22 protein-coding genes and 1 other RNA gene are annotated in these 21,751 nt (G+C 63.8%); 13 read left to right on the top strand and 10 right to left on the bottom strand.

The window, feature by feature from the left end; all coding sequences use genetic code 11:
- Positions 1-7: 7 nt before the first annotated feature.
- The 8 genes from ruvA to OVA12_RS02200 form a co-directional block, all read right to left on the bottom strand.
- Positions 8-628, bottom strand: coding sequence for a Holliday junction branch migration protein RuvA (ruvA, locus tag OVA12_RS02235; protein ID WP_268134085.1), 621 nt, complete (start codon positions 626-628; stop codon positions 8-10).
- A complete protein-coding gene (ruvC, locus tag OVA12_RS02230; RefSeq protein WP_106751431.1) occupies positions 625-1,164 on the bottom strand; it encodes a crossover junction endodeoxyribonuclease RuvC in 540 nt (179 codons plus the stop codon). The genes ruvA and ruvC overlap by 4 nt, the downstream gene beginning before the upstream one ends.
- Positions 1,165-1,515: 351 nt before the next feature.
- Positions 1,516-2,262, bottom strand: coding sequence for a YebC/PmpR family DNA-binding transcriptional regulator (locus tag OVA12_RS02225; protein ID WP_268134083.1), 747 nt, complete (start codon positions 2,260-2,262; stop codon positions 1,516-1,518).
- A 124-nt stretch (positions 2,263-2,386) separates the two neighbouring features.
- Positions 2,387-3,211: a TIGR00282 family metallophosphoesterase gene (locus OVA12_RS02220; RefSeq protein WP_268134081.1), complete on the bottom strand. Its 825-nt coding sequence runs from the start codon at positions 3,209-3,211 to the stop codon at positions 2,387-2,389.
- Entirely contained in the window at positions 3,208-3,786 is a 579-nt protein-coding gene (locus OVA12_RS02215; protein ID WP_268134079.1) for a 5-formyltetrahydrofolate cyclo-ligase, read from the bottom strand. The genes OVA12_RS02220 and OVA12_RS02215 overlap by 4 nt, the downstream gene beginning before the upstream one ends.
- 110 nt (positions 3,787-3,896) lie before the next feature.
- Positions 3,897-4,053, bottom strand: a non-coding RNA gene (ssrS, locus tag OVA12_RS02210) — 6S RNA.
- A gap of 73 nt (positions 4,054-4,126) precedes the next feature.
- The gene (locus OVA12_RS02205) at positions 4,127-4,498 is read right to left on the bottom strand and encodes a cell division protein ZapA (protein ID WP_106751435.1); all 372 of its coding nucleotides are present in this window, start codon (positions 4,496-4,498) and stop codon (positions 4,127-4,129) included.
- 9 nt (positions 4,499-4,507) lie between these two features.
- Positions 4,508-4,804 (bottom strand): DUF4164 domain-containing protein, encoded by a 297-nt coding sequence (locus OVA12_RS02200; RefSeq protein WP_106751436.1) that lies wholly within the window; start codon positions 4,802-4,804, stop codon positions 4,508-4,510.
- A gap of 579 nt (positions 4,805-5,383) precedes the next feature.
- Here OVA12_RS02200 and tkt point away from each other — a divergent pair.
- The 11 genes from tkt to OVA12_RS02145 all read left to right on the top strand — a co-directional run bounded on the left by tkt (position 5,384) and on the right by OVA12_RS02145 (position 18,197).
- Entirely contained in the window at positions 5,384-7,372 is a 1,989-nt protein-coding gene (tkt, locus tag OVA12_RS02195) for a transketolase (RefSeq protein ID WP_268134075.1), read from the top strand.
- A 160-nt stretch (positions 7,373-7,532) separates the two neighbouring features.
- Positions 7,533-8,543, top strand: coding sequence for a type I glyceraldehyde-3-phosphate dehydrogenase (gene gap / locus OVA12_RS02190; protein WP_268134073.1), 1,011 nt, complete (start codon positions 7,533-7,535; stop codon positions 8,541-8,543).
- A gap of 90 nt (positions 8,544-8,633) precedes the next feature.
- Positions 8,634-9,257: a LysE family translocator gene (locus OVA12_RS02185; RefSeq protein WP_268134071.1), complete on the top strand. Its 624-nt coding sequence runs from the start codon at positions 8,634-8,636 to the stop codon at positions 9,255-9,257.
- Between the two features lie 23 nt (positions 9,258-9,280).
- Entirely contained in the window at positions 9,281-10,474 is a 1,194-nt protein-coding gene (locus OVA12_RS02180) for a phosphoglycerate kinase (protein ID WP_268134069.1), read from the top strand.
- A 509-nt stretch (positions 10,475-10,983) separates the two neighbouring features.
- A complete protein-coding gene (gene fba / locus OVA12_RS02175; protein ID WP_268134067.1) occupies positions 10,984-12,051 on the top strand; it encodes a class II fructose-bisphosphate aldolase in 1,068 nt (355 codons plus the stop codon).
- Between the two features lie 454 nt (positions 12,052-12,505).
- Positions 12,506-13,147, top strand: coding sequence for a thiamine phosphate synthase (locus OVA12_RS02170; RefSeq protein WP_268134065.1), 642 nt, complete (start codon positions 12,506-12,508; stop codon positions 13,145-13,147).
- A gap of 331 nt (positions 13,148-13,478) precedes the next feature.
- Positions 13,479-14,450 (top strand): tetratricopeptide repeat protein, encoded by a 972-nt coding sequence (locus tag OVA12_RS02165; protein WP_268134063.1) that lies wholly within the window; start codon positions 13,479-13,481, stop codon positions 14,448-14,450.
- A 138-nt stretch (positions 14,451-14,588) separates the two neighbouring features.
- Positions 14,589-15,152: an elongation factor P gene (gene efp / locus OVA12_RS02160; protein ID WP_268134062.1), complete on the top strand. Its 564-nt coding sequence runs from the start codon at positions 14,589-14,591 to the stop codon at positions 15,150-15,152.
- Positions 15,153-15,233: 81 nt separating this feature from the next.
- Positions 15,234-16,028: an inositol monophosphatase family protein gene (locus OVA12_RS02155; RefSeq protein ID WP_268134060.1), complete on the top strand. Its 795-nt coding sequence runs from the start codon at positions 15,234-15,236 to the stop codon at positions 16,026-16,028.
- 137 nt (positions 16,029-16,165) lie between these two features.
- A complete protein-coding gene (locus tag OVA12_RS02150) occupies positions 16,166-17,161 on the top strand; it encodes a flagellar motor protein MotA (protein ID WP_268134058.1) in 996 nt (331 codons plus the stop codon).
- Positions 17,162-17,165: 4 nt separating this feature from the next.
- Positions 17,166-18,197, top strand: a complete 1,032-nt coding sequence (locus tag OVA12_RS02145; RefSeq protein WP_268134056.1) for a peptidoglycan -binding protein — start codon at positions 17,166-17,168, stop codon at positions 18,195-18,197.
- A 273-nt stretch (positions 18,198-18,470) separates the two neighbouring features.
- Here the strand turns inward: OVA12_RS02145 and OVA12_RS02140 are convergent, their stop codons facing one another.
- The gene (locus OVA12_RS02140; protein WP_268134054.1) at positions 18,471-19,205 is read right to left on the bottom strand and encodes a DUF1013 domain-containing protein; all 735 of its coding nucleotides are present in this window, start codon (positions 19,203-19,205) and stop codon (positions 18,471-18,473) included.
- A gap of 207 nt (positions 19,206-19,412) precedes the next feature.
- Positions 19,413-20,426: an NAD(P)H-quinone oxidoreductase gene (locus OVA12_RS02135; protein ID WP_268134052.1), complete on the bottom strand. Its 1,014-nt coding sequence runs from the start codon at positions 20,424-20,426 to the stop codon at positions 19,413-19,415.
- A gap of 171 nt (positions 20,427-20,597) precedes the next feature.
- On the opposite strand from OVA12_RS02135, the gene OVA12_RS02130 reads away from it, so the two are divergent.
- Both OVA12_RS02130 and rcdA read left to right on the top strand, forming a co-directional pair.
- Positions 20,598-20,798, top strand: coding sequence for a DUF1192 domain-containing protein (locus OVA12_RS02130; RefSeq protein WP_268134050.1), 201 nt, complete (start codon positions 20,598-20,600; stop codon positions 20,796-20,798).
- Positions 20,799-21,199: 401 nt separating this feature from the next.
- The gene (gene rcdA, locus OVA12_RS02125; RefSeq protein WP_268134048.1) at positions 21,200-21,739 is read left to right on the top strand and encodes a protease adaptor protein RcdA; all 540 of its coding nucleotides are present in this window, start codon (positions 21,200-21,202) and stop codon (positions 21,737-21,739) included.
- Positions 21,740-21,751: the final 12 nt, after the last annotated feature.

The raw sequence follows: 21,751 nt of genomic DNA, 5'->3' as shown, positions 1-21,751 counted from the left end.
AAACCGGTTACTGGACTGCCAGTTCCTTGAGGCCAAGGCGGATGAGGGTTTCCGTGGTTGCCCCCTCCCCGGCCGATTTCACGGCCTTGGCCACCGCCGCGCTCGCCTGCGCCGGGGCATAGCCCAGATTGCTCAGCGCCGATACCGCCTCGGCCACCGGACGGGCGGCAACATTCTCGCTGACCGTCTGGGCGACGGCCAGCGTATCAGCGTCCAGCGCCGAATATCCCGGCGCCTTGTCCTTCAGCTCGATGACGAGACGCTCGGCAACACGCTTGCCCACGCCTGGCGCGCGGGACAGCGCGGTCTTGTCGCCGAGAGCAATCGCGGTCGCCACATCGCTCGCCTTCATCACACCGAGGACGGCCAGGGCGACTTTTGCGCCAACGCCTTGCACCGTCATGAGAAGCCGGAACCATTCGCGCTCCACCTCGGAGGCAAAGCCGTAGAGACGGATCATGTCCTCGCGAACGATGGTCTCGATGAACAGCACGGCCGCCTCGCCCGCACGCGGCAACTGTTGCAGCACGCGCGAGGGGCAGAAGACCTGATAGCCAACACCATGGACATCGAGGATCAGGTGGTCCTCGCCGAAACTGTCGATGGTGCCCTTGAGCTTGCCGATCATGCTGCACCTCTCGTCGCTGCGGCGATCTTTGCCGCCACTTTCGATTCCATGCTGGCCGCTCCGCGGTGATGGGCGTGACAGACGGCAATCGCCAGCGCGTCCGCCGCATCGTCGCTGTCGAACCTCGCCTTGGGAAGCAGGATCTTCACCATGTGACGGATCTGGTCCTTTTCCGCGTGGCCGGTGCCGACCACGGTCTTCTTCACGAGGTTCGGCGCGTATTCCGAAACCGCGAGCCCATGCAACGAGGGCACCAGAAGGGCGATGCCGCGCGCCTGACCAAGCTTCAAGGTCGCGCCGGCATCCTTGTTGACGAAGGTCAGCTCGACGGCGGCCTCATGCGGTGACTGGGCATGGATCACCTGCTGTAGGCCGTTGTGAAGCTGAACCAGCCGCTCGGCCAGATCGTTCTTCTCGCTGGAGGTCACGGTGCCGGCCGCCACGAAGGTGAGCTTGTTGCCCAGCGCCTCAATGAGACCCCAGCCGGTGCGGCGCAGACCGGGATCAATCCCGAGGATTCGAATCGGATGTATCATAGAACAAAGCGGTAACAAAACTCGCGCCCCGACGCCAGCACAGACGGTCAGAGGGGAGGAAGACGGCTTGTTTTTCGAGGATGGGCGCTGCGGAGACCGGCACACCCACAGCCGTGCAGACAACCTCGACAGACATCCCCGCCTTGTGCGGGGATCGATGCAGCCTCGGGTATCAGCTTCAATCTTTGGCGGGGGCGGGCGCGGTGTGGATCCCCGCACAAGGCGGGGATGACCGCGGGGAACGTGTTGGGGGCAACACGCGCGCAATCAATGTGATCGGCGAGCTTGCGCTATAGACCCAAAAGGAATGGCGCCGGTTGGACCGGCGCCATCAAAAGCATGAAAAGGCCGTCAGCCGGCGAGGCTGGCCATGGTCTCTTCGTCGATGTCGAAGTTGGCGTAGACGTTCTGGACGTCGTCATCATCTTCGAGGAGACCAACGAGCTTCATCAGGGTCTGGGCCTTTTCGGCATCGACCGGGATGAGGTTCTGCGGCTTCCAGATGATCTTGACGGACTCAGGCTCGCCCAGCGTCGCTTCGAGCGCCTTGGACACATCGCCCAGATCCTCGAAAGCGCAGATGATGGTGTGGTTTTCGGCATCCGACTGAACGTCTTCCGCTCCGGCCTCGATGGCCGCTTCCAGCACGGCTTCCGCAGCACCGGCCTTGGCCGGGTAGATGATCTCGCCGACCTTGTCGAACATGAACGACACCGAACCGGTTTCGCCCATCGCTCCGCCGCACTTGGCGAAATAGGAGCGCACGTTGGGAGCGGTGCGGTTGCGGTTGTCCGTCATCGCCTCGACGATGATCGCAACGCCTCCGGGGCCATAGCCCTCGTAGCGGATTTCGTCATACGATTCGGCATCACCGCCCTGCGACTTGTTGATGGCCCGCTGGATGTTGTCCTTGGGCATCGACTGGGCCTTGGCGTTCTGGATGGCCAGACGCAGGCGCGGGTTGGCAGCCGGATCGGGATCACCATGCTTGGCGGCAACGGTGATTTCCTTGGAAAGCTTTGAAAACAGCTTCGACCGGACCGCATCCTGGCGGCCCTTGCGATGCATGATGTTCTTGAACTGTGAATGTCCGGCCATGATCTTCCCGGCAGTTGTGCTTGGCTCACATATGGAGAATGCGCAGCTTATAGGGAAACCGCGCAAGAAAATCCAGCCACCCCACCCACGCCCGTAGAGCACAGGGGCGGTGGTGCGCTATCGGTCAGGACAGCCAGAACGAAGGGAACACCGGATCCAGACGTCCGCCGATGCGCAGGGGCGAAATGGCGGTGGCAAGCCCCGTGCGGTCGTCCGTCTCCACGGCAACACCGCAAATCGTCGCCTCGCCCAGGGCGGGAGTGAAGCGGGCACCCGGCACCTTGCGCAGGAAACGGTTCAGCGGCTCGTCCTTTTCCATGCCGAGCACGCTGTCATAGTCGCCGCACATGCCGGCGTCGGACAGATAGGCAGTGCCGCCGGGCAGGATCTGGTGATCGGCCGTGGGCACATGGGTGTGCGTGCCGACAACAAGGCTGACACGACCGTCCAGGAAATGCCCCATCGCCTGCTTTTCGCTGGTGGCTTCCGCATGCATGTCGATGACGATGGCATCGGCGACAAGGCCGAGCGGGCAGTCGGCGATGGCCTTCTCGACGCCGGCGAAGGGATCGTCGAGCGCATCCATGTACACCCGGCCCATCACATTGACGACGGCAACACGGGCACCATTGCGGGCGGTGAAGAGATTGACGCCCCGGCCCGGCGTGCCGGCGGGATAGTTGACCGGGCGCAGGAGGCGCGGCTGGCGCTCGATGTAGACGAGGGTTTCGCGCTGGTCCCAGATGTGGTTGCCGGTGGTGACCACATCAGCCCCGGCATCCAGCACGTCCTGCAGGATTTCCTCGGTAATGCCAAAGCCGGAGGCGGAGTTCTCGCCATTGACGATGACGAAATCGAGATGGTGGTCCGACACCAGGCCCGGCAGGGCATCAATGACCGCATTGCGTCCGGCGCGGCCAACCAGATCCCCCAGGAAAAGCAGTCTCATGCGCCCTCGCGCTCGTTGAACCAGGTGAGGCCACGCTCCGTCAGGATCGCCTCAAGCTTCTGGTCATGCGGTTCAGTCGGCACGTGATCCACCTCCTGCGCGGAAAACGCAAGTCCGATCCTGCGCACGGCGTGGCCCGCAGCCTCGAAATCGGCGATCGCCGTGTCATAGAAGCCGCGGCCATAACCAAGACGCCAGCCATTGGCGTCATAGGCCGACAGCGGCATCAACAGCACATCCGGGCGCAGTTCGGGCGAAGCTTCATCGGGAACGATGGTGCCGAAACCGGCCTTGACCAGCGTCGTCTCCCGGTCAAGCCGGCGGAAGACAAGGCGCGGGCCGACGACGACCGGCAGGCAGAGCGCGTGACCGCGCTGGCCGAGCGCATGCATCAGCGGGCGCGGATCGATCTCGTCACGGATGGGCCAGAAGCCGGCGACAATCGCGCCGGGCTGAAGCTGCAGCGCATCCACCTTGTCGCAGAGTGCAAGGGAGGCCTCGATGCGATCGGCAACGGCGAGGGCGCTGCGCCGGTCCAGGGCAAGTTTGCGCACGGCGGCCTTGCGCGCGGCCATTTCGGTTTCAGCCCGGGTTTGGGACGTAGAAACGGGAGCCAAGCAGCCTCCAAGAGGGCAGAGCGACAGGGCCGGCAAAGCGACAGGGTGTGACGCAGGACTATGGAAAGTGCGTAGCCACAACATCCGTTGGAAGTCGCAATCCCGGGAAACCTACTAAGTAGGTGGGCGCCGTGTGCCCAGGCCCACGAGCCTGGACAAGTACAGCTCCCTAAGGAGTGCGTAAGGCCCCGGGGATATGGTTCCTGACGAGAAGCGCAGCCACGCCGATCAGATATAGACCCAGCCTGCCGCCATTACCAGCCCGGCTGCTGCCAAGCCGGTGAAGCATCTGGATAAGTCACTCTTCCCGCAGGCTGCGGGTCAGGCCGTCGGCAAGGTTTTCGATCCGCCGGGCGGCCTCATCGATCCGCGCCACCACGCTGGCCTCGCTGCGGTTGAGATGCTCCAGCGCCTGCATGCGGGCCTCGCGCGCGCTCGCCAGTTCCTGCTCCAGATGGCGGATCTTCTTTTCCATCTCGGAGAGTTCATCGACCACCATGATGCCAGCCATGACGGTCAGGCGCTGGTCGCCGATCTCGCCGAAGCTGCGGCGCAGGTCCTCGATGCAGCTGTCGAAACGCCCCGCAAGGCCGATCAGGCGTTCTTCCTCGCCGTCGTCGCAGGCCATTCGAAAGGCCCGGCCGTTGATGGTGACTGATATCTGCGCCATGCCTGCCGCTCAGCCTCCGTGCGCTTCAAGAACGGAGCGGATGGACTCCATAGCCGAAACCAGCCGGCGCGACACATCGCGGTTGGCTTCCTCAAGACCGTTGGCCCGGCCCTCGGCGCGGTCCAGCGCGGCGGCAAGTTCCGAGCGGTCCTCGCCGAGCCTCTGCAAATCTTCCTGCAGCGCATTCAGCGAGCGGTCACTGTCGAGCCGACGACCAACCGCCGTCTCCAGGTGTCCCAGAGCCGTCGTCAGGCGCGCCAAGGCCGCTTCCAGTGAATGGCTCTGCCCCGAGCCGTAATCCGCCATCCGCTTGTATCCACCTTCACAGCCAGTCGGGAGGGCCCGGCTGCGCAACGCCCAAAATCACGGCCTTCGGTTCCTGGTGGTCTTCATGCCATGCATGGCACTCGTCATTTTCGACGGATGTCAGGCGCATAAACTGACCGTCCCGAATCCGGGGTGTAACCCGGGAGGGGGCCGATCGCCACCAAGCGCACAAAAACTAAAGCAAACTGCGAGCGCACCGCAATAAGGTCATGAACGAACTTAACGGTTTTGAAATGCCTCCCTGTCGCTCCTGTAACTTTACGCAAGGCGCGAATCCGCCGTCAATGGCGCATTCGCGGGGTTTTTGGGGTTCTCCCCTGCACTTGCCCCGGCGTTAGGGTTTTGTTCGCCTTTGTTGACACGAACAAGGTTCCTGTTATTTGTCGGGCTCCCTCGACCGGCCTCCCCAAGGCTGCCCGGACAAGTCAGGCCGCCAGGCGTGCTCCGTCCTCCCGGACCGGCCCATGGCAGCAGGGCTGTGAGTCGCGCGCCGTGGCCGGAAGGACGCGAACCTCTCAAGCCGGCGTGATGCGCCGCTTCCTAAGCAACGGGATGAACATGACCGATCTCGAAAAGCACCACCGGATGGCCAACGCGATCCGCTTCTTGGCCATGGATGCGGTGGAAAAGGCCAAGTCCGGTCACCCCGGCCTGCCCATGGGTGCGGCCGATATCGCAACGGTGCTTTTCACCCAGGTGCTGAAGTTTGATCCGACGGCGCCGAACTGGGCTGACCGTGACCGCTTCGTGCTGTCGGCCGGCCATGGCTCGATGCTCCTCTATGCCACGCTGTACCTGCTCGGCTACGAGGACTTCCCGCTCGACCAGATCAAGAAGTTCCGCCAGATCGGTGCCCGCACCGCCGGTCACCCGGAATTCGGCCACGGCGCCGGCATCGAGACGACCACCGGTCCGCTCGGCCAGGGCCTTGCCAATGCCGTCGGCATGGCCATCGCCGAGAAGCTGCAGGCTGCCCGCTTCGGCGAAGCGCTGGTCGATCATTACACCTACGTTCTGGCCGGTGACGGCTGCCTGATGGAAGGCATCAGCCAGGAAGCCCTGACGCTGGCCGGCCACCTCAAGCTGAACAAGCTGATCGTGATCTGGGACGACAACGGCATCTCCATCGACGGCAAGATCGATGTGACCGATTCCACCGACCAGATCGCCCGCTTCGAAGCCTCAAAGTGGAACACCATCCGCGTTGACGGCCATGATCCGGTTGCCCTCGCCGCCGCCTTCCGCAAGGCGCAGGACAGCGACCGCCCGACCCTGATCGCCGCCAAGACCGTGATCGGCTTCGGCTCGCCGACCAAGGCCGGCACCGCCAAGGTGCACGGCTCGCCGCTCGGCGCCGACGAGATCGCGGCCACCCGCAAGGCCCTGAACTGGCCGCACGAACCGTTCGAGATCCCGAGCGACGTGCTGGACGCCTGGCGCATTGCCGGCCTGCGCTCCGCCCACGCCCACAAGGACTGGGAAAAGCGCTTTGCCGCCGCGGACGCAGAAACCCGCGCCGAATTCGAGCGCCGCAACCGCGGTGACCTGCCGGCTGCCCTGAAGCCGGCGCTGATGGCCTACAAGCAGAAGCTGGCCGACGAGCGCCCGACGCTCGCAACCCGCCAGGCGTCTGAAAACGTACTGACCGTCATCAACGAGGTGGTTCCGGAGACCATCGGCGGCTCCGCCGACCTAACCGGTTCGAACAACACCAAGACGGCCCAGACCAAGCCGGTCACTCCGGACGACTTCTCCGGCCGCTACATTCACTGGGGCATCCGCGAGCACGGCATGGCCGCCGCGATGAACGGCATGGCGCTGCATGGCGGCATGATCCCCTACTCCGGCACGTTCCTCGTGTTCGCCGACTACTGCCGCCCGTCGCTGCGCCTCGCTGCGCTGATGGAACAGCGCGTCATCCACGTGATGACCCACGATTCCATCGGCCTCGGTGAAGATGGCCCGACCCATCAGCCGGTCGAGCACTATGCCTCACTGCGCGCCATCCCGAACCTGAACTTCTTCCGCCCGGCCGATGTGACCGAGACGCTGGAGTGCTGGCAGCTGGCCCTTGGCGCAAAGAAGACGCCGTCGGTGCTTGCCCTGACACGCCAGGGTCTGGTTGCCCAGCGCAAGACCTTCGAGGAAGAGAACCTCTGCGCCCGCGGCGCCTATGTTCTGGCCGACACGGAAGAGACCGCAGACGTCACGATCTTCGCCTCCGGCTCGGAAGTCGAGATCGCCATGGACGCCCGCGCCAAGCTGGAAGCCGAAGGCGTTTCCGCCCGTGTCGTCTCGGTGCCGTGCTTCGAGCTGTTCGAAGCCCAGTCGACCGACTATCAGGCGGCCGTCATTGGCACGTCCAAGGTCAAGATCGCGGTCGAAGCCGGCATCCGCATGGGCTGGGATCGCTTCATCGGCAATGACGGCGTGTTCGTCGGCATGACCGGCTTCGGCGCCTCCGGCCCGTACAAGGAACTCTACGCCCACTTCGGCATCACGGCGGACGCCGTGGCGGCTGCGGCAAAAAAGCGGCTGGCCGCCTGAGGCTGACTGCATCACAGGTTGACTGACGTGCCCGCCCTGCGTGGGCACGTCCCTCATGCGGGATGGAGCCCTTCCATCCCTCGGACGGCCGGGACCCCATGGTGGGACCGGTGACTGAGCGCCTGACAGAATGGCGCCACGCTTGCTCGGGGAGTGTCTCATGGTGACGAAGGTTTCTATCAATGGCTTTGGCCGCATCGGCCGCAACGTGCTGCGCGCGATCGTCGAATCCGGCCGCACCGACATTGAAGTCGTGCACATCAACGACCTGGGCCCGGTTGAGACCAACGCACATCTGCTGCGTCACGATTCGGTCCATGGCAAGTTCCCGGCGACCGTCACGGTCGAAGGTGACAGCATCCGCATCAACGGCGGCAATCCGATCAAGGTGACCGCGATCCGCGATCCGAAGGACCTGCCGCACGCAGCCCTCGGCGTCGACATCGCCATGGAATGCACCGGCATCTTCACCGACAAGCCGAAGGCCGAGGCGCACCTGGCCGCCGGTGCCAAGCGCGTGCTGGTCTCCGCTCCGTCCAACGGTGCAGACAAGACCATCGTGTTCGGCGTCAACCATGACGCGCTGACCGCCGCTGATCTGGTCGTGTCCAACGCCTCCTGCACCACCAACTGCCTGGCTCCTGTTGCCTATGTCCTCAATGCCGCCATCGGCATCGAGAAGGGCTTCATGACCACCATCCACTCCTACACCGGTGACCAGCCGACCCTGGACACCATGCACAAGGACCTGTACCGCGCCCGCGCTGCCGCGATGTCGATGATCCCGACCTCGACCGGTGCCGCCAAGGCCGTCGGCCTCGTGCTGCCGGAACTGAACGGCAAGCTGGACGGCGTGTCCGTTCGCGTGCCGACCCCGAATGTCTCGGTCGTGGACTTCAAGTTCATCGCCAAGCGCGCCACCACTGTCGAAGAGATCAACAGCGCCATCCGCGATGCCGCCAACGGCAAGCTGAAGGGCATCCTCGGCTTCACCGACGAGCCGCTGGTCTCCATCGACTTCAACCATGACAGCCACTCGTCCATCTTCCACATGGACCAGACCAAGGTCATGGATGGCACCCTGGTGCGCGTCATGAGCTGGTACGACAACGAGTGGGGCTTCTCCAACCGCATGTCCGACACGGCGGTGGCGCTGGCCAAGCACATCTGAGGATGACGGCCGTCATGGCCCATCTGATGTGATGCGAGGGCGGGTGCCGGTTGCGGCACCCGCCCTTTTTGCGCGATGCGGGGGCATTTGATGATTGAACTTCTTGCCGTGATTTCGCTGACCATTGTGGTCGCTGTCGTTCCCGGCCCCGACTTTGCCGTGGTGCTGCGCAACGCGCTGATCGGCGGGCGCCTCGCCGGCATCATGACCGCGCTTGGCATTGGCCTGGCGCTTGGCGTGCATGTGACCTATGCGCTGGCCGGCATCGGCCTGCTGGTGTCCCAGTCGATCCTGTTGTTCAACCTGCTGAAACTGATCGGCGCCGGCTATCTGGTGTTCCTCGGCATCAGCATGTACCGCAGTGCCTCGCCAGATGTTCCCACGAGCGGGGCAAAGGCCGGCATGGCGCCGCTGACCGCGCTGCGCTGGGGCTTCCTCACCAACGTGACCAATCCGAAGGCGACCATGTTCGCCTTGAGCGTCTTCCTGCAGGTGACCTCGCCGGAGACCCCGCTCTGGACCCAGATCGGCTACGGCGTGATCATGGCGAGCGGCGTGTTCGCCTGGTTCGTGCTGGTCACCCTGTTCTTCACCCTTGCCCCGGTCCGGGCCCGCTTCCTGAGCATGAAGCTCTGGATGGAGCGGTCCTTCGGCGTCCTCCTGACGCTGTTCGGCATCGGGCTTGCCGTTTCCACCAATTCCTCCCGGCCGTGATGGCCCCGCAACAGGAGTTTTCCATGTCTTTCAAGACCATCGACGACATCAAGGATGCCGCCGGCAAGCGCGTTCTCGTCCGTGTTGACCTCAACGTCCCGATGAAGGACGGCAAGATCACCGACGACACCCGCATCCGCGCCGTTGCTCCGACGATCCGTGACCTGTCGGCCATGGGCGCCAAGGTGATCCTGCTCGCCCATTTCGGACGTCCGAACGGCGAAGTCGTGGCCGACATGAGCCTTGCGCCGGTTGCCCCCGCTGTTGCCGCCGTCGTCGGCCGTCCGGTCGCCTTCGCCAGCGACTGCATCGGCGCCGCTGCTGCTGACGCCGTTGCAAAGCTGGGCAACGGCGACATCCTGCTGCTGGAAAACACCCGCTTCCACAAGGCAGAAGAAAAGAACGGCGCGGACTTCGCCAAGGCGCTGGCCGAAAACGGTGACGCATACGTCAATGACGCCTTCTCCGCAGCCCACCGCGCCCACGCCTCGACCGAAGGTTTGGCCCACCTGCTTCCGGCCTTCGCCGGCCGCTCCATGCAGGCAGAACTGACCGCTTTGGGCGCCGCGCTCGGCCAGCCGAAGCGTCCGGTTCTGGCGGTTGTTGGCGGCGCAAAGGTGTCCTCCAAGATCGACCTTCTCGAAAACCTCGTCGGCAAGGTTGACCTGCTCGTCATCGGCGGTGGCATGGCCAACACGTTCCTCGCCGCCAAGGGCGTCAACGTCGGCAAGTCCCTGTGCGAGCATGACCTCGCCGAGACCGCGCGCAAGATCATGGCCGCTGCCGAAAAGGCCGGCTGCGAGATCGTGCTGCCGGTGGATGCGGTCGTTGCCCGTGAGTTCAAGGCAGGCGCTGCCAACGAGACCGTCGGCCTTAACGCGATCCCGGCGGATGCAATGATGCTGGACGTTGGTGCTGCCTCGATCGAGACGGTCAAGACCAAGATCGACGGCGCTGCCACGCTGGTCTGGAACGGCCCACTCGGTGCGTTCGAGATCGAGCCCTTCGACCGCGCCACGGTTGCCGCCGCCCAGCACGCGGCCGCCCGCACCAAAGACGGCAAGCTGCTGTCCGTCGCCGGTGGCGGCGACACGGTGGCAGCGCTGAACCACGCAGGGGCAGCGGGCGACTTCTCCTACGTCTCGACGGCAGGCGGCGCCTTCCTGGAATGGCTGGAAGGCAAGGAACTGCCGGGCGTCAAGGCACTCGGCGCCTGAGCGGGACTATTCGAGAGGCGGTCCATCGGGCCGCCTCTTTTTTTGGGGGGACTGCTCAAGTCTCGATCGGCACTTTCGATCCCTTTGGGCAGCCTGACGGTTCGGATTCCTGTGAAGAAAACCCACGCCCTGAGGTCATCCCCGCCTTGTGCGGGGATCCAGGTCACGAGCTCTGGCGCAACGGCAACATCCGAGGGCTCTGCAAGTGTAGATCCCCGCACAAGGCGGGGATGACCACCGAGGGGACATTGGGTCCAGCCGCCTCCCAAATGAGCCGAACCGCGTCACTTTTTCGCCTTGGCTGACCCATATATTTCAAACATCAAATTAAATCTGTTGCCAAAAATCGCTCAAGTTTCAGCATTTTAATTGATTTATGTCTCCGGGGGCCATCTTCCAAATCCGGAGTGTTTTGTTAGAACCACGCAGGGCTTTGACGCAGAGCGACATCAGGATGGTGGGCAGGCTTACTGCAGACACCATCAGTCGCCGGACGACGGGAGTTAATCATGGCACGTATTACGCTTCGCCAGCTGCTCGATCATGCTGCAGAGCATGACTATGGTGTACCGGCCTTCAACATCAACAACATGGAACAGGCGCTTTCGATCATGGAAGCGGCTGATGCCCTTGACGCGCCGGTGATCATCCAGGCTTCGCGCGGGGCCCGCTCCTACGCCCATGACGTGATGCTGAAGCACATGATGGACGCGGTCACGGAAATCTACCCGCACATCCCGGTCTGCGTGCATCTGGACCACGGCAACGAACCGGCGACCTGCATGACCGCGATCCAGGCCGGCTTCACCTCGGTGATGATGGATGGCTCGCTGAAGGCTGACGGGAAGACCCCGGCTGACTGGACCTACAATGTCGGCGTGACCAAGACCGTTACCGACATGGCGCATCTGGGCGGCATCTCCGTCGAGGGCGAACTGGGCGTGCTTGGCAGCCTGGAAAGCGGCATGGGCGAGGCCGAAGACGGCCATGGCGCCGAAGGCCAGCTCAGCCACGACCAGCTCCTGACCGATCCGGAAGAAGCGGTGAAGTTCGTGCGCGAGACCCGCGTTGACGCGCTGGCCATCGCCATGGGCACCAGCCACGGCGCCTACAAGTTCACCCGCAAGCCGGACGGCGCGATCCTTGCCATGCATGTGATCGAGGAAATCCACCGCCGCCTGCCGGAAACCCACCTGGTTATGCACGGCTCGTCCTCGGTTCCGCAGGACCTGCAGGACATCATCAACCAGTACGGCGGCAAGATGCCCCAGACCTGGGGTGTGCCGATCGAGGAAATCCAGCGCGGCATCAAGAACGGCGTGCGCAAGATCAACATCGACACCGACAACCGCATGGCGATGACCGGCCAGATCCGCAAGATCCTGGCCGAGAACCCGGGCGAGTTCGATCCGCGCAAGTATCTGAAGCCGGCCCGCGACGCCATGACCAAGCTGTGCAAGCTGCGCCTCGAAGCCTTCAACACCGCCGGCCAGGCCTCCAAGATCAAGAAGGTCCTGACCCTCTCGGAAATGGCCACCCGCTACAAGAGCGGCGCGCTCGACGCCAAGATCGCGTAAGCGGTCAGCGCGAAGGTCAGACAGTCATGAAGGCCGGGGCAGTGCTCCGGCCTTTTTTGTTTTCTATGTCACTGCAGCCATTCTATCGTCATTCCGGACAAGGTGAGCGACAGCGAACCGCAGATCCGGTATCCAGCGCTTCTGTGCGAGCGTGAGCGAGCGCATATCGGATTTGGCGTTTCTGCAGCTACCGGGTCTTTTTTGTCGCGCTCCGCGCGGCTGATCTATGGATTCCGGATCTGCGGTTCGCTCGCGCTCACCTTGTCCGGAATGACGGCTGGAGGTTCCGCGATTGGCCGCCAGTTGCAATGCGAGGACTTGCCCTCACAGACGCTTTTCGCCCGTCCACCGGTTCAAACGCAGAACACGTGCTTGCGTCGTGCTTTTGCCGTCTTTAGGGACATAGGTATGATCCCTGCGCCCCGATGAGGGGTGCCAACTGACGGATGACGCCGTGAACCGCCCTCGCCTTTATCTCATCACTCCGCCGCAGTTTGACGTCGCCGAGTTCCTGCCGCGCCTTGAAGACGCGCTCAGCGGCGGTGATGTCGCCTGCGTGCTCATCTACCAGCCGGAAGCCAACAGCCGTGACCTGCAGGAGACGGCAGCCAAGCTGGTTCCGGTGATCCAGAAGGCAGGCGCGGCCGCCCTCGTCTACCGCGACACCCAGGTGGCCGGGCGCACGGGCGCCGATGGCGCACATGTCGACACCACCTTCGAGGACATCAAGCTGGCGCTGGAAAGCCTGCAGCCGGCCCGGATCGTCGGCGCGGGCGGCACCAAGCTGAAGCATGAGGAAATGGAGATCGCCGAAGCCGGGGTCGACTATCTGATGCTCGGGCGCCTGGACCTTGAGGAAAAGCCGGAAGCCCATGCCAAGACGCTGGAGCGGGCCGAATGGTGGGCCGAGCTGTTCTCCACGCCCTGCGTCGCCCTTGGCGGCAACGACCTTGCAACGCTCGGTGAAACCGCCGCAACCGGCGCGGACTTCGTTGCCCTCAAGGATGCCGTCTGGCACCATCCGGACGGGCCGGCGGCCGCTGTTCGCGCGGCCAATGTGATTCTCGAGCAGCATCCCTTCGAAGAGGAAAGCTGATGCCTGAGGCTTTTGCGCAAATGGGCAAGGCACGTGCGGCAACGCCCGCGCGCCGGCTGGCAGGCAGGCCAAAACGGCCCGGCTTGCCCTTGCAGGGACTGCTTGCCCTGACCCTGCTGGCAGGAACCGCCCTGCCCGCCCTCGCGCAAACCGCCGTTCCCACACCCAAGGCACAGGCAGAAACGCCGACAGCCGCCCCAGCGACCAGCACTGACGCCGGGGCCACTCCGGCAAACGCGCCCACCGCTGCGCCTGAGAGTGCACCCGCAGCCGCGCCTAGGCAGCGGGACCCGAGGCGCAAGGCCAGCCCGCCGCGACGGAGGCTGCACCAGTGGCCGAAGGCCCCGGCAGTTCTGCCGAGCCCACAGCGCCGATCCCGCCGCTGCCGACCCTGATCGATGCCGGGGCTCCGCTGATGGAACCCGGTGAACCGGCCACGGCCGATTTTGCCTATGGCGTGTTCCAGCGCGGTCTCTATCTCACGAGCCTCGCCGTTGCCACGCCGCTGGCCGAACAGGGCGACAGGGCAGCTCAGACGCTGCTCGGCGTGCTGCACGAGACCGGCCTTGGCATTGCACAGGACAAGAAGAAGGCGGCCGAGTGGTATGAACTCGCCGCCAATGCCGGAGATGTTGCCGCAACCTACCGCCTCGGCCAGATGTATCTGATCGGCGACGGCGTGACCGCCGACAAGAAGAAGGCGGCCGACCTGTTCGAGAAGGCAGCTGCCGCCGGCAACCCGGGCGCGATGTACAATCTGGCCATCCTCTATCAGGAAGGCGAAGGCCGCCCCTACAACGAGGCGGAAGCCAACCGGCTGCTGCAGAAGGCCGCCGAACTGGAGGACGTCGAGGCGCAATACGCCCTCGGCCTGCAGTTCCTGGAAGGCAACGAGACCGTGCGCGATCCGATCAAGGGCGCGAACTGGCTTGGCCGTGCCGCCCGGCGTGGTCATCTGTCGGCACAGGTCTATTACGGCATCCTGCGGTTCCAGGGACGGGGCGTCGAGCCGGACGAAAAGGAGGCTGCCGACTGGTTCGAGCGCGCCGCCATCGCCGGCAACCCTGTCGGCATGAACCGCCTGGCGCGGATCTATGCCTTTGGCCGGGGCCGCGATGTCGACCCGGTCGAGGCAACGGCGTGGCACTACGTGGCCCGCGCCATCGGCCTGTCGGATCTCGAACTCGACGGCTATGTCGGCTCGCTCGACAAGGAAACCGTCGACAAGGCGATGAAGCGCGCCGAAGAACTGAGCAGCTCGCTGATCCCCAAACAGCAGGATCCGGCGGCAGCCTCGCCTTAATCCGGTTCCGTCGCGGCTTTTTTCCTTGAATCCGGGCCCGTTTTGTGGTGGACAGGCGGCTCGTCGGCACCGGCGTGGCTGAATGGCCATCGCATGCGGCAGCCGCCCGTATTCACGCCCCAAGCAATCGGTCGTCAAATGAAGATCAACGGTAACGAGATCAAGCCCGGCAACGTTCTGCAGCACCAAGAAACGCTGTGGGCTGTGGTCAAGGTGGACCACGTCAAGCCCGGCAAGGGTGGCGCGTTCGCCCAGGTTGAGATGAAGAACCTCATCGACGGCCGCAAGCTCAACGAGCGCTTCCGTTCGGAAGACAAGGTCGAGCGCGTTCGCCTGGAACAGAAGGACTTCCAGTTCCTGTTCGTCCAGGAAGACATGCTGATCTTCATGGACACCGAAACCTACGAGCAGCTCGAGCTGCAGAAGGATTTCGTTGGCGACCGCGCAGCCTTCCTGCAGGACGGCATGATGGTCACCGTGGAAATGCACGAAGACCGTCCGATCGGCATCAACCTGCCGCAGTTCGTGACCCTGTCCATCACCGAGGCCGATGCCGTGGTGAAGGGCCAGACCCAGTCGTCGTCCTACAAGCCGGCCATCCTTGAAAACGGCGTGCGCGTGCTCGTCCCGCCGTTCATCACCGCCGGAGAAAAGATCATCGTCGACACCACCACCGTGGAGTATGTGCGCCGCGCCGACTGACGCTGCGCCTGTTCCAGTTTCAATTTGTTCAGGGTTCAGCGCCATTCTGGCGCTGAACCAATTTTTATCCGGCAGAATCCCATGGCGCGTACAGCTCTTCTCAACGTGATGGTCCAGGCAGCAATGAAGGCTGGCCGATCCCTCGTGCGCGACTTCGGTGAAGTCGAAAACCTGCAGGTCTCGCGCAAGGGCCCGAGCGACTTCGTCTCCGCCGCCGACCGGCGCGCCGAAGAAATCATCCGCAACGAGCTGACCAAGGCACGGCCCGGCTACGGCCTGCTGATGGAAGAAAGCGGCGAAGTGGAAGGCGATGACGGCCAGCACCGCTGGATCGTCGACCCGCTCGACGGCACCACCAACTTCCTGCACGGCATTCCGCTGTTTGCCATTTCCATCGCGCTGGAACGTCAGGGACAGATCGTCGCCGGCGTCATCTTCAATCCGGTGATGGACGAGCTTTACACCTGCGAACGCGGCCGCGGCGTGTTCATGAACGACCGCCGCCTGCGCGTGGCCACCCGCAACGCCCTGCCCGACTGCCTGATCGGCACCGGCCTGCCGTTCCTTGGCCGGGGCGACCATGGCCGCGCGCTGAAGGAACTGCGCCACGTCATGCCGGAAGTCGCCGGCATCCGCCGCTGCGGCGCCGCCGCGCTTGACCTTGCCTTCGTCGCCTCCGGCCGCCTCGATGGCTTCTGGGAACACGGCCTCAATGCCTGGGATATGGCAGCCGGCCTCCTGATGGTGCGCGAGGCCGGCGGCTTCGTCTGCGACGTCAACGGCAAGGACACGATGCTCGAAAGCGGCTCGATTGTCGCGGGCAACGAGTTCGTCCGGGCACAGCTTTTGAAGCTGCTCAAGAACGCCGCAGACTGAGCGGCCAGCCCGCCCTCAGCCAGGGCGGGCATTTACCCGTGATTAACCTTTTGTCAGATCGCGATTAACGGTTTTCAAGCGCTTGGAAATCGCGCTATCACATGGGCCATCCGCAACAGGCGAAAGCTTGGCAGCTCATGGCCCGTGATTTCGACCCTTACAGCCTGTCCAGCCCGAAGGCATACCTGTCGATCATGATCATCTTCCTGGTGATCATCGCCTTCATCGCCTTCATTCTGAACCAGCAGATCGCCGTCGCCTTCATGAGCAGCCCGGGCCTCAACGGCCTGATCGTGCTCACCGGCGTGTTCGGCATTTTCCTCACCTTCGGCCGCGTCATCCGCCTGTTCCCGGAAATCCACTGGGTCAACGGCTTCCGGATCGGCGATCCGGGCATCGAAGTGCGCCGCCCGCCCGTTCTGCTTGCTCCGATGGCGACGCTGCTGGGCAACAAGGTCGGCGAAATGGCGCTGACACCGGCGACGGCCCGCTCGATCCTCGATTCCATCGGCATGCGTCTCGACGAGGCGCGCGAGATCGCCCGCTACATGACCGGGCTTCTGGTGTTCCTGGGACTGCTCGGCACCTTCTGGGGCCTGTTGCAGACCGTGGGCTCCGTCAGCGCGACGATCCAGTCGCTGGATGTGGGCTCGGGCGATGCCAACACGATCTTCAGCGACCTTAAGGCGGGCCTCGAAGCGCCGCTGTCGGGCATGGGCACCGCGTTCTCGTCCTCGCTGTTCGGCCTCACCGGCTCCCTGGTGCTTGGCTTCCTCGATCTGCAGGCCGGCCAGGCGCAGAACCGCTTCTACACCGAGCTGGAAGACTGGCTGTCGACGGTCACCGCCATCGAGCCCGAGGACCGGACCGTTCCGGCCAGCGGCGCACCGGCCGATCTCGACAAGCTGCAGCTCACCCTCGAGCGGCTCAACCGGGCCATCGAGGAAGGTGGCGGCAAGGCGGCAAACCAGGCCATGGCGAACCTCGCCGAAGGCATCCAGGGTCTCGTCAAGCACGTGCGCTCGGAACAGCAGATGATGCGGGAATGGGCTGAGACACAATCGGCGCAGCAGAAGCGCATCGAAACCCTGCTGACCTCGATTTCCGCCGCCTTCGACCGGGCCAAGGAGTAAACCGATGGCCTCGTCGCGCGGGCGCCGGCGCGTCCAGGAGATGGACTACTGGCCGAGCTTCGTGGACGCCCTGACCACGCTGCTTCTGGTGCTGATCTTCCTGTTGTCCATCTTCATGGTGGCGCAGTTCTTCCTCAGCCAGCAGCTCTCCGGCCGCGACAGCGTCCTCGCCCGGCTGAACGCCCAGATCAGCGAGCTGACCGAATTGCTCGCGCTGGAACGCGCGTCCAGCGCCGAGCTGGAAACCACCATCGCCACCCTGCAGAACAGCCTTGGCGATCTCACGGCAGACCGTGACCGCCTGTCCAGCCTGCTGGAAGCGCGGGACGGCGCTGCGGCCAGTGCGGGTGGCCAGCTGGCAACGCTGGAAGGCGCATTGGACGAAGAGCGTCAGATCAGCCAGCGCGCGATGGCCCAGGTTGAGCTGCTGAACCAGCAGATTGCTGCGCTGCGCCGGCAACTGGCCGCAGCCAATGCCGCACTGGAAGCCTCCGAGGCCAAGGAAACGGAAAGCCAGGCCAAGATCGCCAGCCTCGGCCGCCGCCTCAACGCGGCCCTGGTGCAGCGGGTGCAGGAGCTGAACCGCTACCGCTCCGACTTCTTCGGCCGCCTTCGCGAGATTCTGTCGCAGCGCTCCGACATCCGCGTTGTCGGTGACCGGTTCGTGTTCCAGTCGGAAGTGCTGTTCCCGTCCGGCTCCGAAGAAATCAACCCGAACGGCCGCGGGGAACTCGACAAGCTGGCCGCAGCCATTCTTGAGCTGGAAAGCCAGATCCCGTCGGAGATCACCTGGGTCCTGCGCGTTGACGGCCACACAGATGCCGTGCCGCTGTCGGGCACCGGACGGCTGCGCAACAACTGGGAACTGTCCGCCGCGCGCGCCATCTCGGTGGTTCGCTACCTGATCGAGAAGGGCGTCAGCCCGAAGCGCCTGGTGGCCGCCGGCTTTGGCGAGTTCCAGCCGCTGGAGCCTGGTGACACGCCGGACATCAACGCCCGCAACCGCCGTATCGAGCTGAAGCTGACCGAGCGCTGAGCGCGTCCAGGACTGATCGAGAGCCGGTTCTGCGTTGCAACCGCGCACTGGCGTCATCCCCGCCTCGTGCGGGAATGACCGCTGCGGAGTGCGATTGGCGCTTTTTGACAGCGACCTTTACGCAAACGAGTGTGCCCTGCTCGCGTGGATATGGTTCCGGGTCACCCCGGACGAGCAACGCAAGATCCGGGGTGACATCGGAGGGGATGTCAAAGACAACAAAAAAGGCCGCCGGAAACCGGCGGCCTTTTGCATGTCGCGCGTCTGATCTGCTCAGAAGCGGAAGTCGTCCTCGTCCTCGTCTTCGTCCTTGCGGGACTTCTTGAGGGAGTTGAGCTTGGCGAAGACGGCATCGGCGTCGATCGCCTCTTCCTCTTCACGCGGGCGACGGTCGCGGGTGAAGGCGGCAGCGATTGCCTCGTCGCTGGTGGTCTCTTCGACCGGAGCCAGCAGTTCGCTGTAATCGGTCTCGGGACGCGGCGGGGCGTTCTTGGCGGCCTTCTCGACTTCCATGTCCAGCTCAAGCTGGGAGCACAGGCCAAGCGTCACCGGGTCGGACGGCGTCAGGCTGCTGGAGTTCCAGTGGGTCCGGTCGCGGATCGCGGCGATGGTCGGCTTGGTCGTGCCGACCAGACGCATGATCTGCGCGTCCTTCAGTTCCGGATGGTTGCGCACCAGCCAGAGAATGGCATTGGGGCGATCCTGACGGCGCGACACCGGCGTGTAGCGCGGGCCACGGCGCTTGTTCTCCGGCACCACGACCTTGGAACCCTGCAGCTTCAACTGGTAGTTCGGATCGCGCTGCGCGCGTTCGATTTCCTCACGGCCGAGCTGACCGGTGATGATCGGATCGAGACCCTTAATGCCCTGGGCGGCCTCGCCGTCGGCGATGGCTTTCACTTCCAGCGGATGCAGTTTGCAGAAAGCTGCAATCTGCGTGAAGCTCAGCGACGTGTTGTCTACGAGCCAGACGGCCGTCGCCTTCGGCATGAGCGGCGTGTTCGACATCGGCTAAAGTCCTCCGGGCGGCTTCCTCGCCTGGCCGGGCGAAAAAGCGATAGTCCTATCGAATTGATGGGGATTGAGCACAATATACCGGCTGGCGCAGGGAAACGCAAATCCCTGAGCCAGGCATCCGGCCGATTTGTTACCGTCCAGTCATCTTTTTCTGCATCTTCCCCGGCGCAAGCGGCGGGTGGACATGAGTGGGCCGGTTCAGGACACCGTCAGGACGATCTTGCCGATATGGCCGGAATCTTCCATCCGCTGATGCGCTTCACTGGCCTTCTCGAAGGGGAAGGTCGAATCCATCACCGGCCGGATCGCACCCGATTCGAGCAGCGGCCAGACGTTTGCCTTCAGCGCCTCGGCAATTGCAGCCTTGAAGGCCCCGTCGCGCGGACGCAAGGTCGAGCCAGTGTGCACCAGGCGCTTGATCATCAGCCGGTTGAAGTTGATTTGCTCGGCCGGGCCGTTGAGATTGGCGATCTGGCAGATGCGCCCCTCGACGGCAGCCGCCTGCCAGTTTCGCTCGACATAGTCACCGCCGACCATATCGAGAATGACATGAACACCCTCCCCGCCGGTGATCCGGGCGATCTCGGCAACGAAGTCGTGGGTGTTGTAGTTGATCGCATGGTCCGCACCGAGCGCGCGGCACGCCTCCGCCTTGGCGTCATTGCCGACTGTGGTGAACACCTCGGCCCCGAAGGCCTTGGCCAGCTGGATGGCCGTGGTGCCGATCCCGGATGTGCCGCCATGGACGAGGAAGCGTTCGCCGGCCTTCAGGCCGACCCGGTCAAAGACGTTGCTCCAGACCGTGAAGAAGGTCTCCGGCAGGGCAGCAGCCTCGACCATGCCGAGGCCGGCGGGAATAGGCAGCGCATGGCGGGCGTCGACCGTCACATATTGCGCATAGCCACCGCCAGCGACGAGCGCCGTGACCGCATCCCCGATGCTGTGACCGGTGACACCCGGACCGATGTCTGCAATCCAACCGGAAACCTCGAGCCCGGGCAGGTCCGATGCCCCTTTCGGTGCCGGATAGAGACCCATGCGCTGGAGCACATCGGGACGGTTGACCCCAGCGGCGGCGACCTTGATCAGGATCTCGCCAGCCTGGGCGACCGGAAGGCGGCGCTGTTCGGGGGCGAGCACATGCGGGCCACCGGGCGCGGTGATGGCAATTGCGGTCATCATCTCAGGCAGAGTGGCCGGAATGCTGGTCATGCGTCATCTCCGCAAGTCGTGAGTGAGCCCCATCTAGCCTTCCGTCAGCGGCCGGGGCAAGCTTGTGCCATGCCAAGATCCCTCAGGCTTTGGGCGCAGCTCACGAACTCGTGAATGCAGGACGACCGGAACCGGGACAACACGGATCAGGATGACGGCAGGAGGAGCGACATGGAAGACCTGGAACCAAGGCAGAGCCTGTCAACGGAACGCCCGCGCGCGGGCGATGATCTCGCGCGTCTGTCTGAGACCGAACTGACTGAAAGAATTGAGATATTTACGGCAGAGATTGCCAGGCTGCGCAGCGAACTGGAGCGCCGGGGCGGGGTCCGGTCAGCAGCGGAAGCACTCTTCTCCAAGAAATCTAGTTAAATCTGCGAATGATGAAGATGACGAAGCAATTGTGAGCCATTTTGGGTCAGTTTTTGCTTAGAATTTTAGTTATTTACTTATTATTAAGCTTTCCAAGAGATAACTATGGGTATCCAGTCATCTGGATTTTGAGTGGCTCCTGTCCACTCTGTTTGACGCCTCCCTGTTAACGACTTTGAGCCGCGGGTTCCGCGGCTCTTTTTTTTGCGCTACTGGCAAGGTAAGGTTAAGCGACGATCCTGAGCCGGCAGCCACATGACCGGCGACGTTTCGCGGCATCTGGCACGACAACTGGCACGGCAGTTGCAATTCATGAGCCGATAGGTCCATCCGTCCCATATCAGGACAAGGTGGCAGAAGGTTCCGAAAGGAGCCGGGTTTCAGTAGAAGGCGTTAAACCCATGACCGACGACTCGAAGAAGCTTTTTCCCGTGCCGGAAACAGTCAGCTTTGCCGACAGGCTTGCCGCATCGCAGAAGTTCCAGGCCCTGTTCCAGGAAGGCATGGCTCTCGTTGAAGAGACCGCGAGCTACCTCGACGGTGATGGCCGTTCCGAATCCAAATCGCTCGACCGGCCGGCCTCGCTCGCCTATGCGACCGAATCCATGCGCCTGACCACCCGTCTGATGCAGCTGGCCTCCTGGCTGCTGTTGCAGCGCGCCGTCAACGAAGGCGAAATGACCTCCGACCAGGCCGGCAGCGAAAAGAACAAGGTTCGCCTTGATCGCCTCAGCTCCTCGACGGGCGGCACTGCTTTCAATGACTTGCCGGAGCGTCTGCAGGATCTCGTCGTGCGTTCCGTGCGCCTGCAGGAACGTGTCCAGCATCTGGACGCCATGCTGTACCCGCGTGAAGACGCCGTGGTGCAGGATGCGCCGGCGGAAAACCCGGTCGCCCAGCAGATCGACAAGCTGTTCGCCGCCTTCGGCCGCGCCGGCTAAACGAACGCCCGA

This window comes from Pannonibacter sp. SL95, from assembly GCF_026672425.1.
In the GTDB taxonomy this organism is placed as follows: domain Bacteria; phylum Pseudomonadota; class Alphaproteobacteria; order Rhizobiales; family Stappiaceae; genus Pannonibacter.
This window is presented reverse-complemented; position numbering and strand designations above follow the sequence as displayed.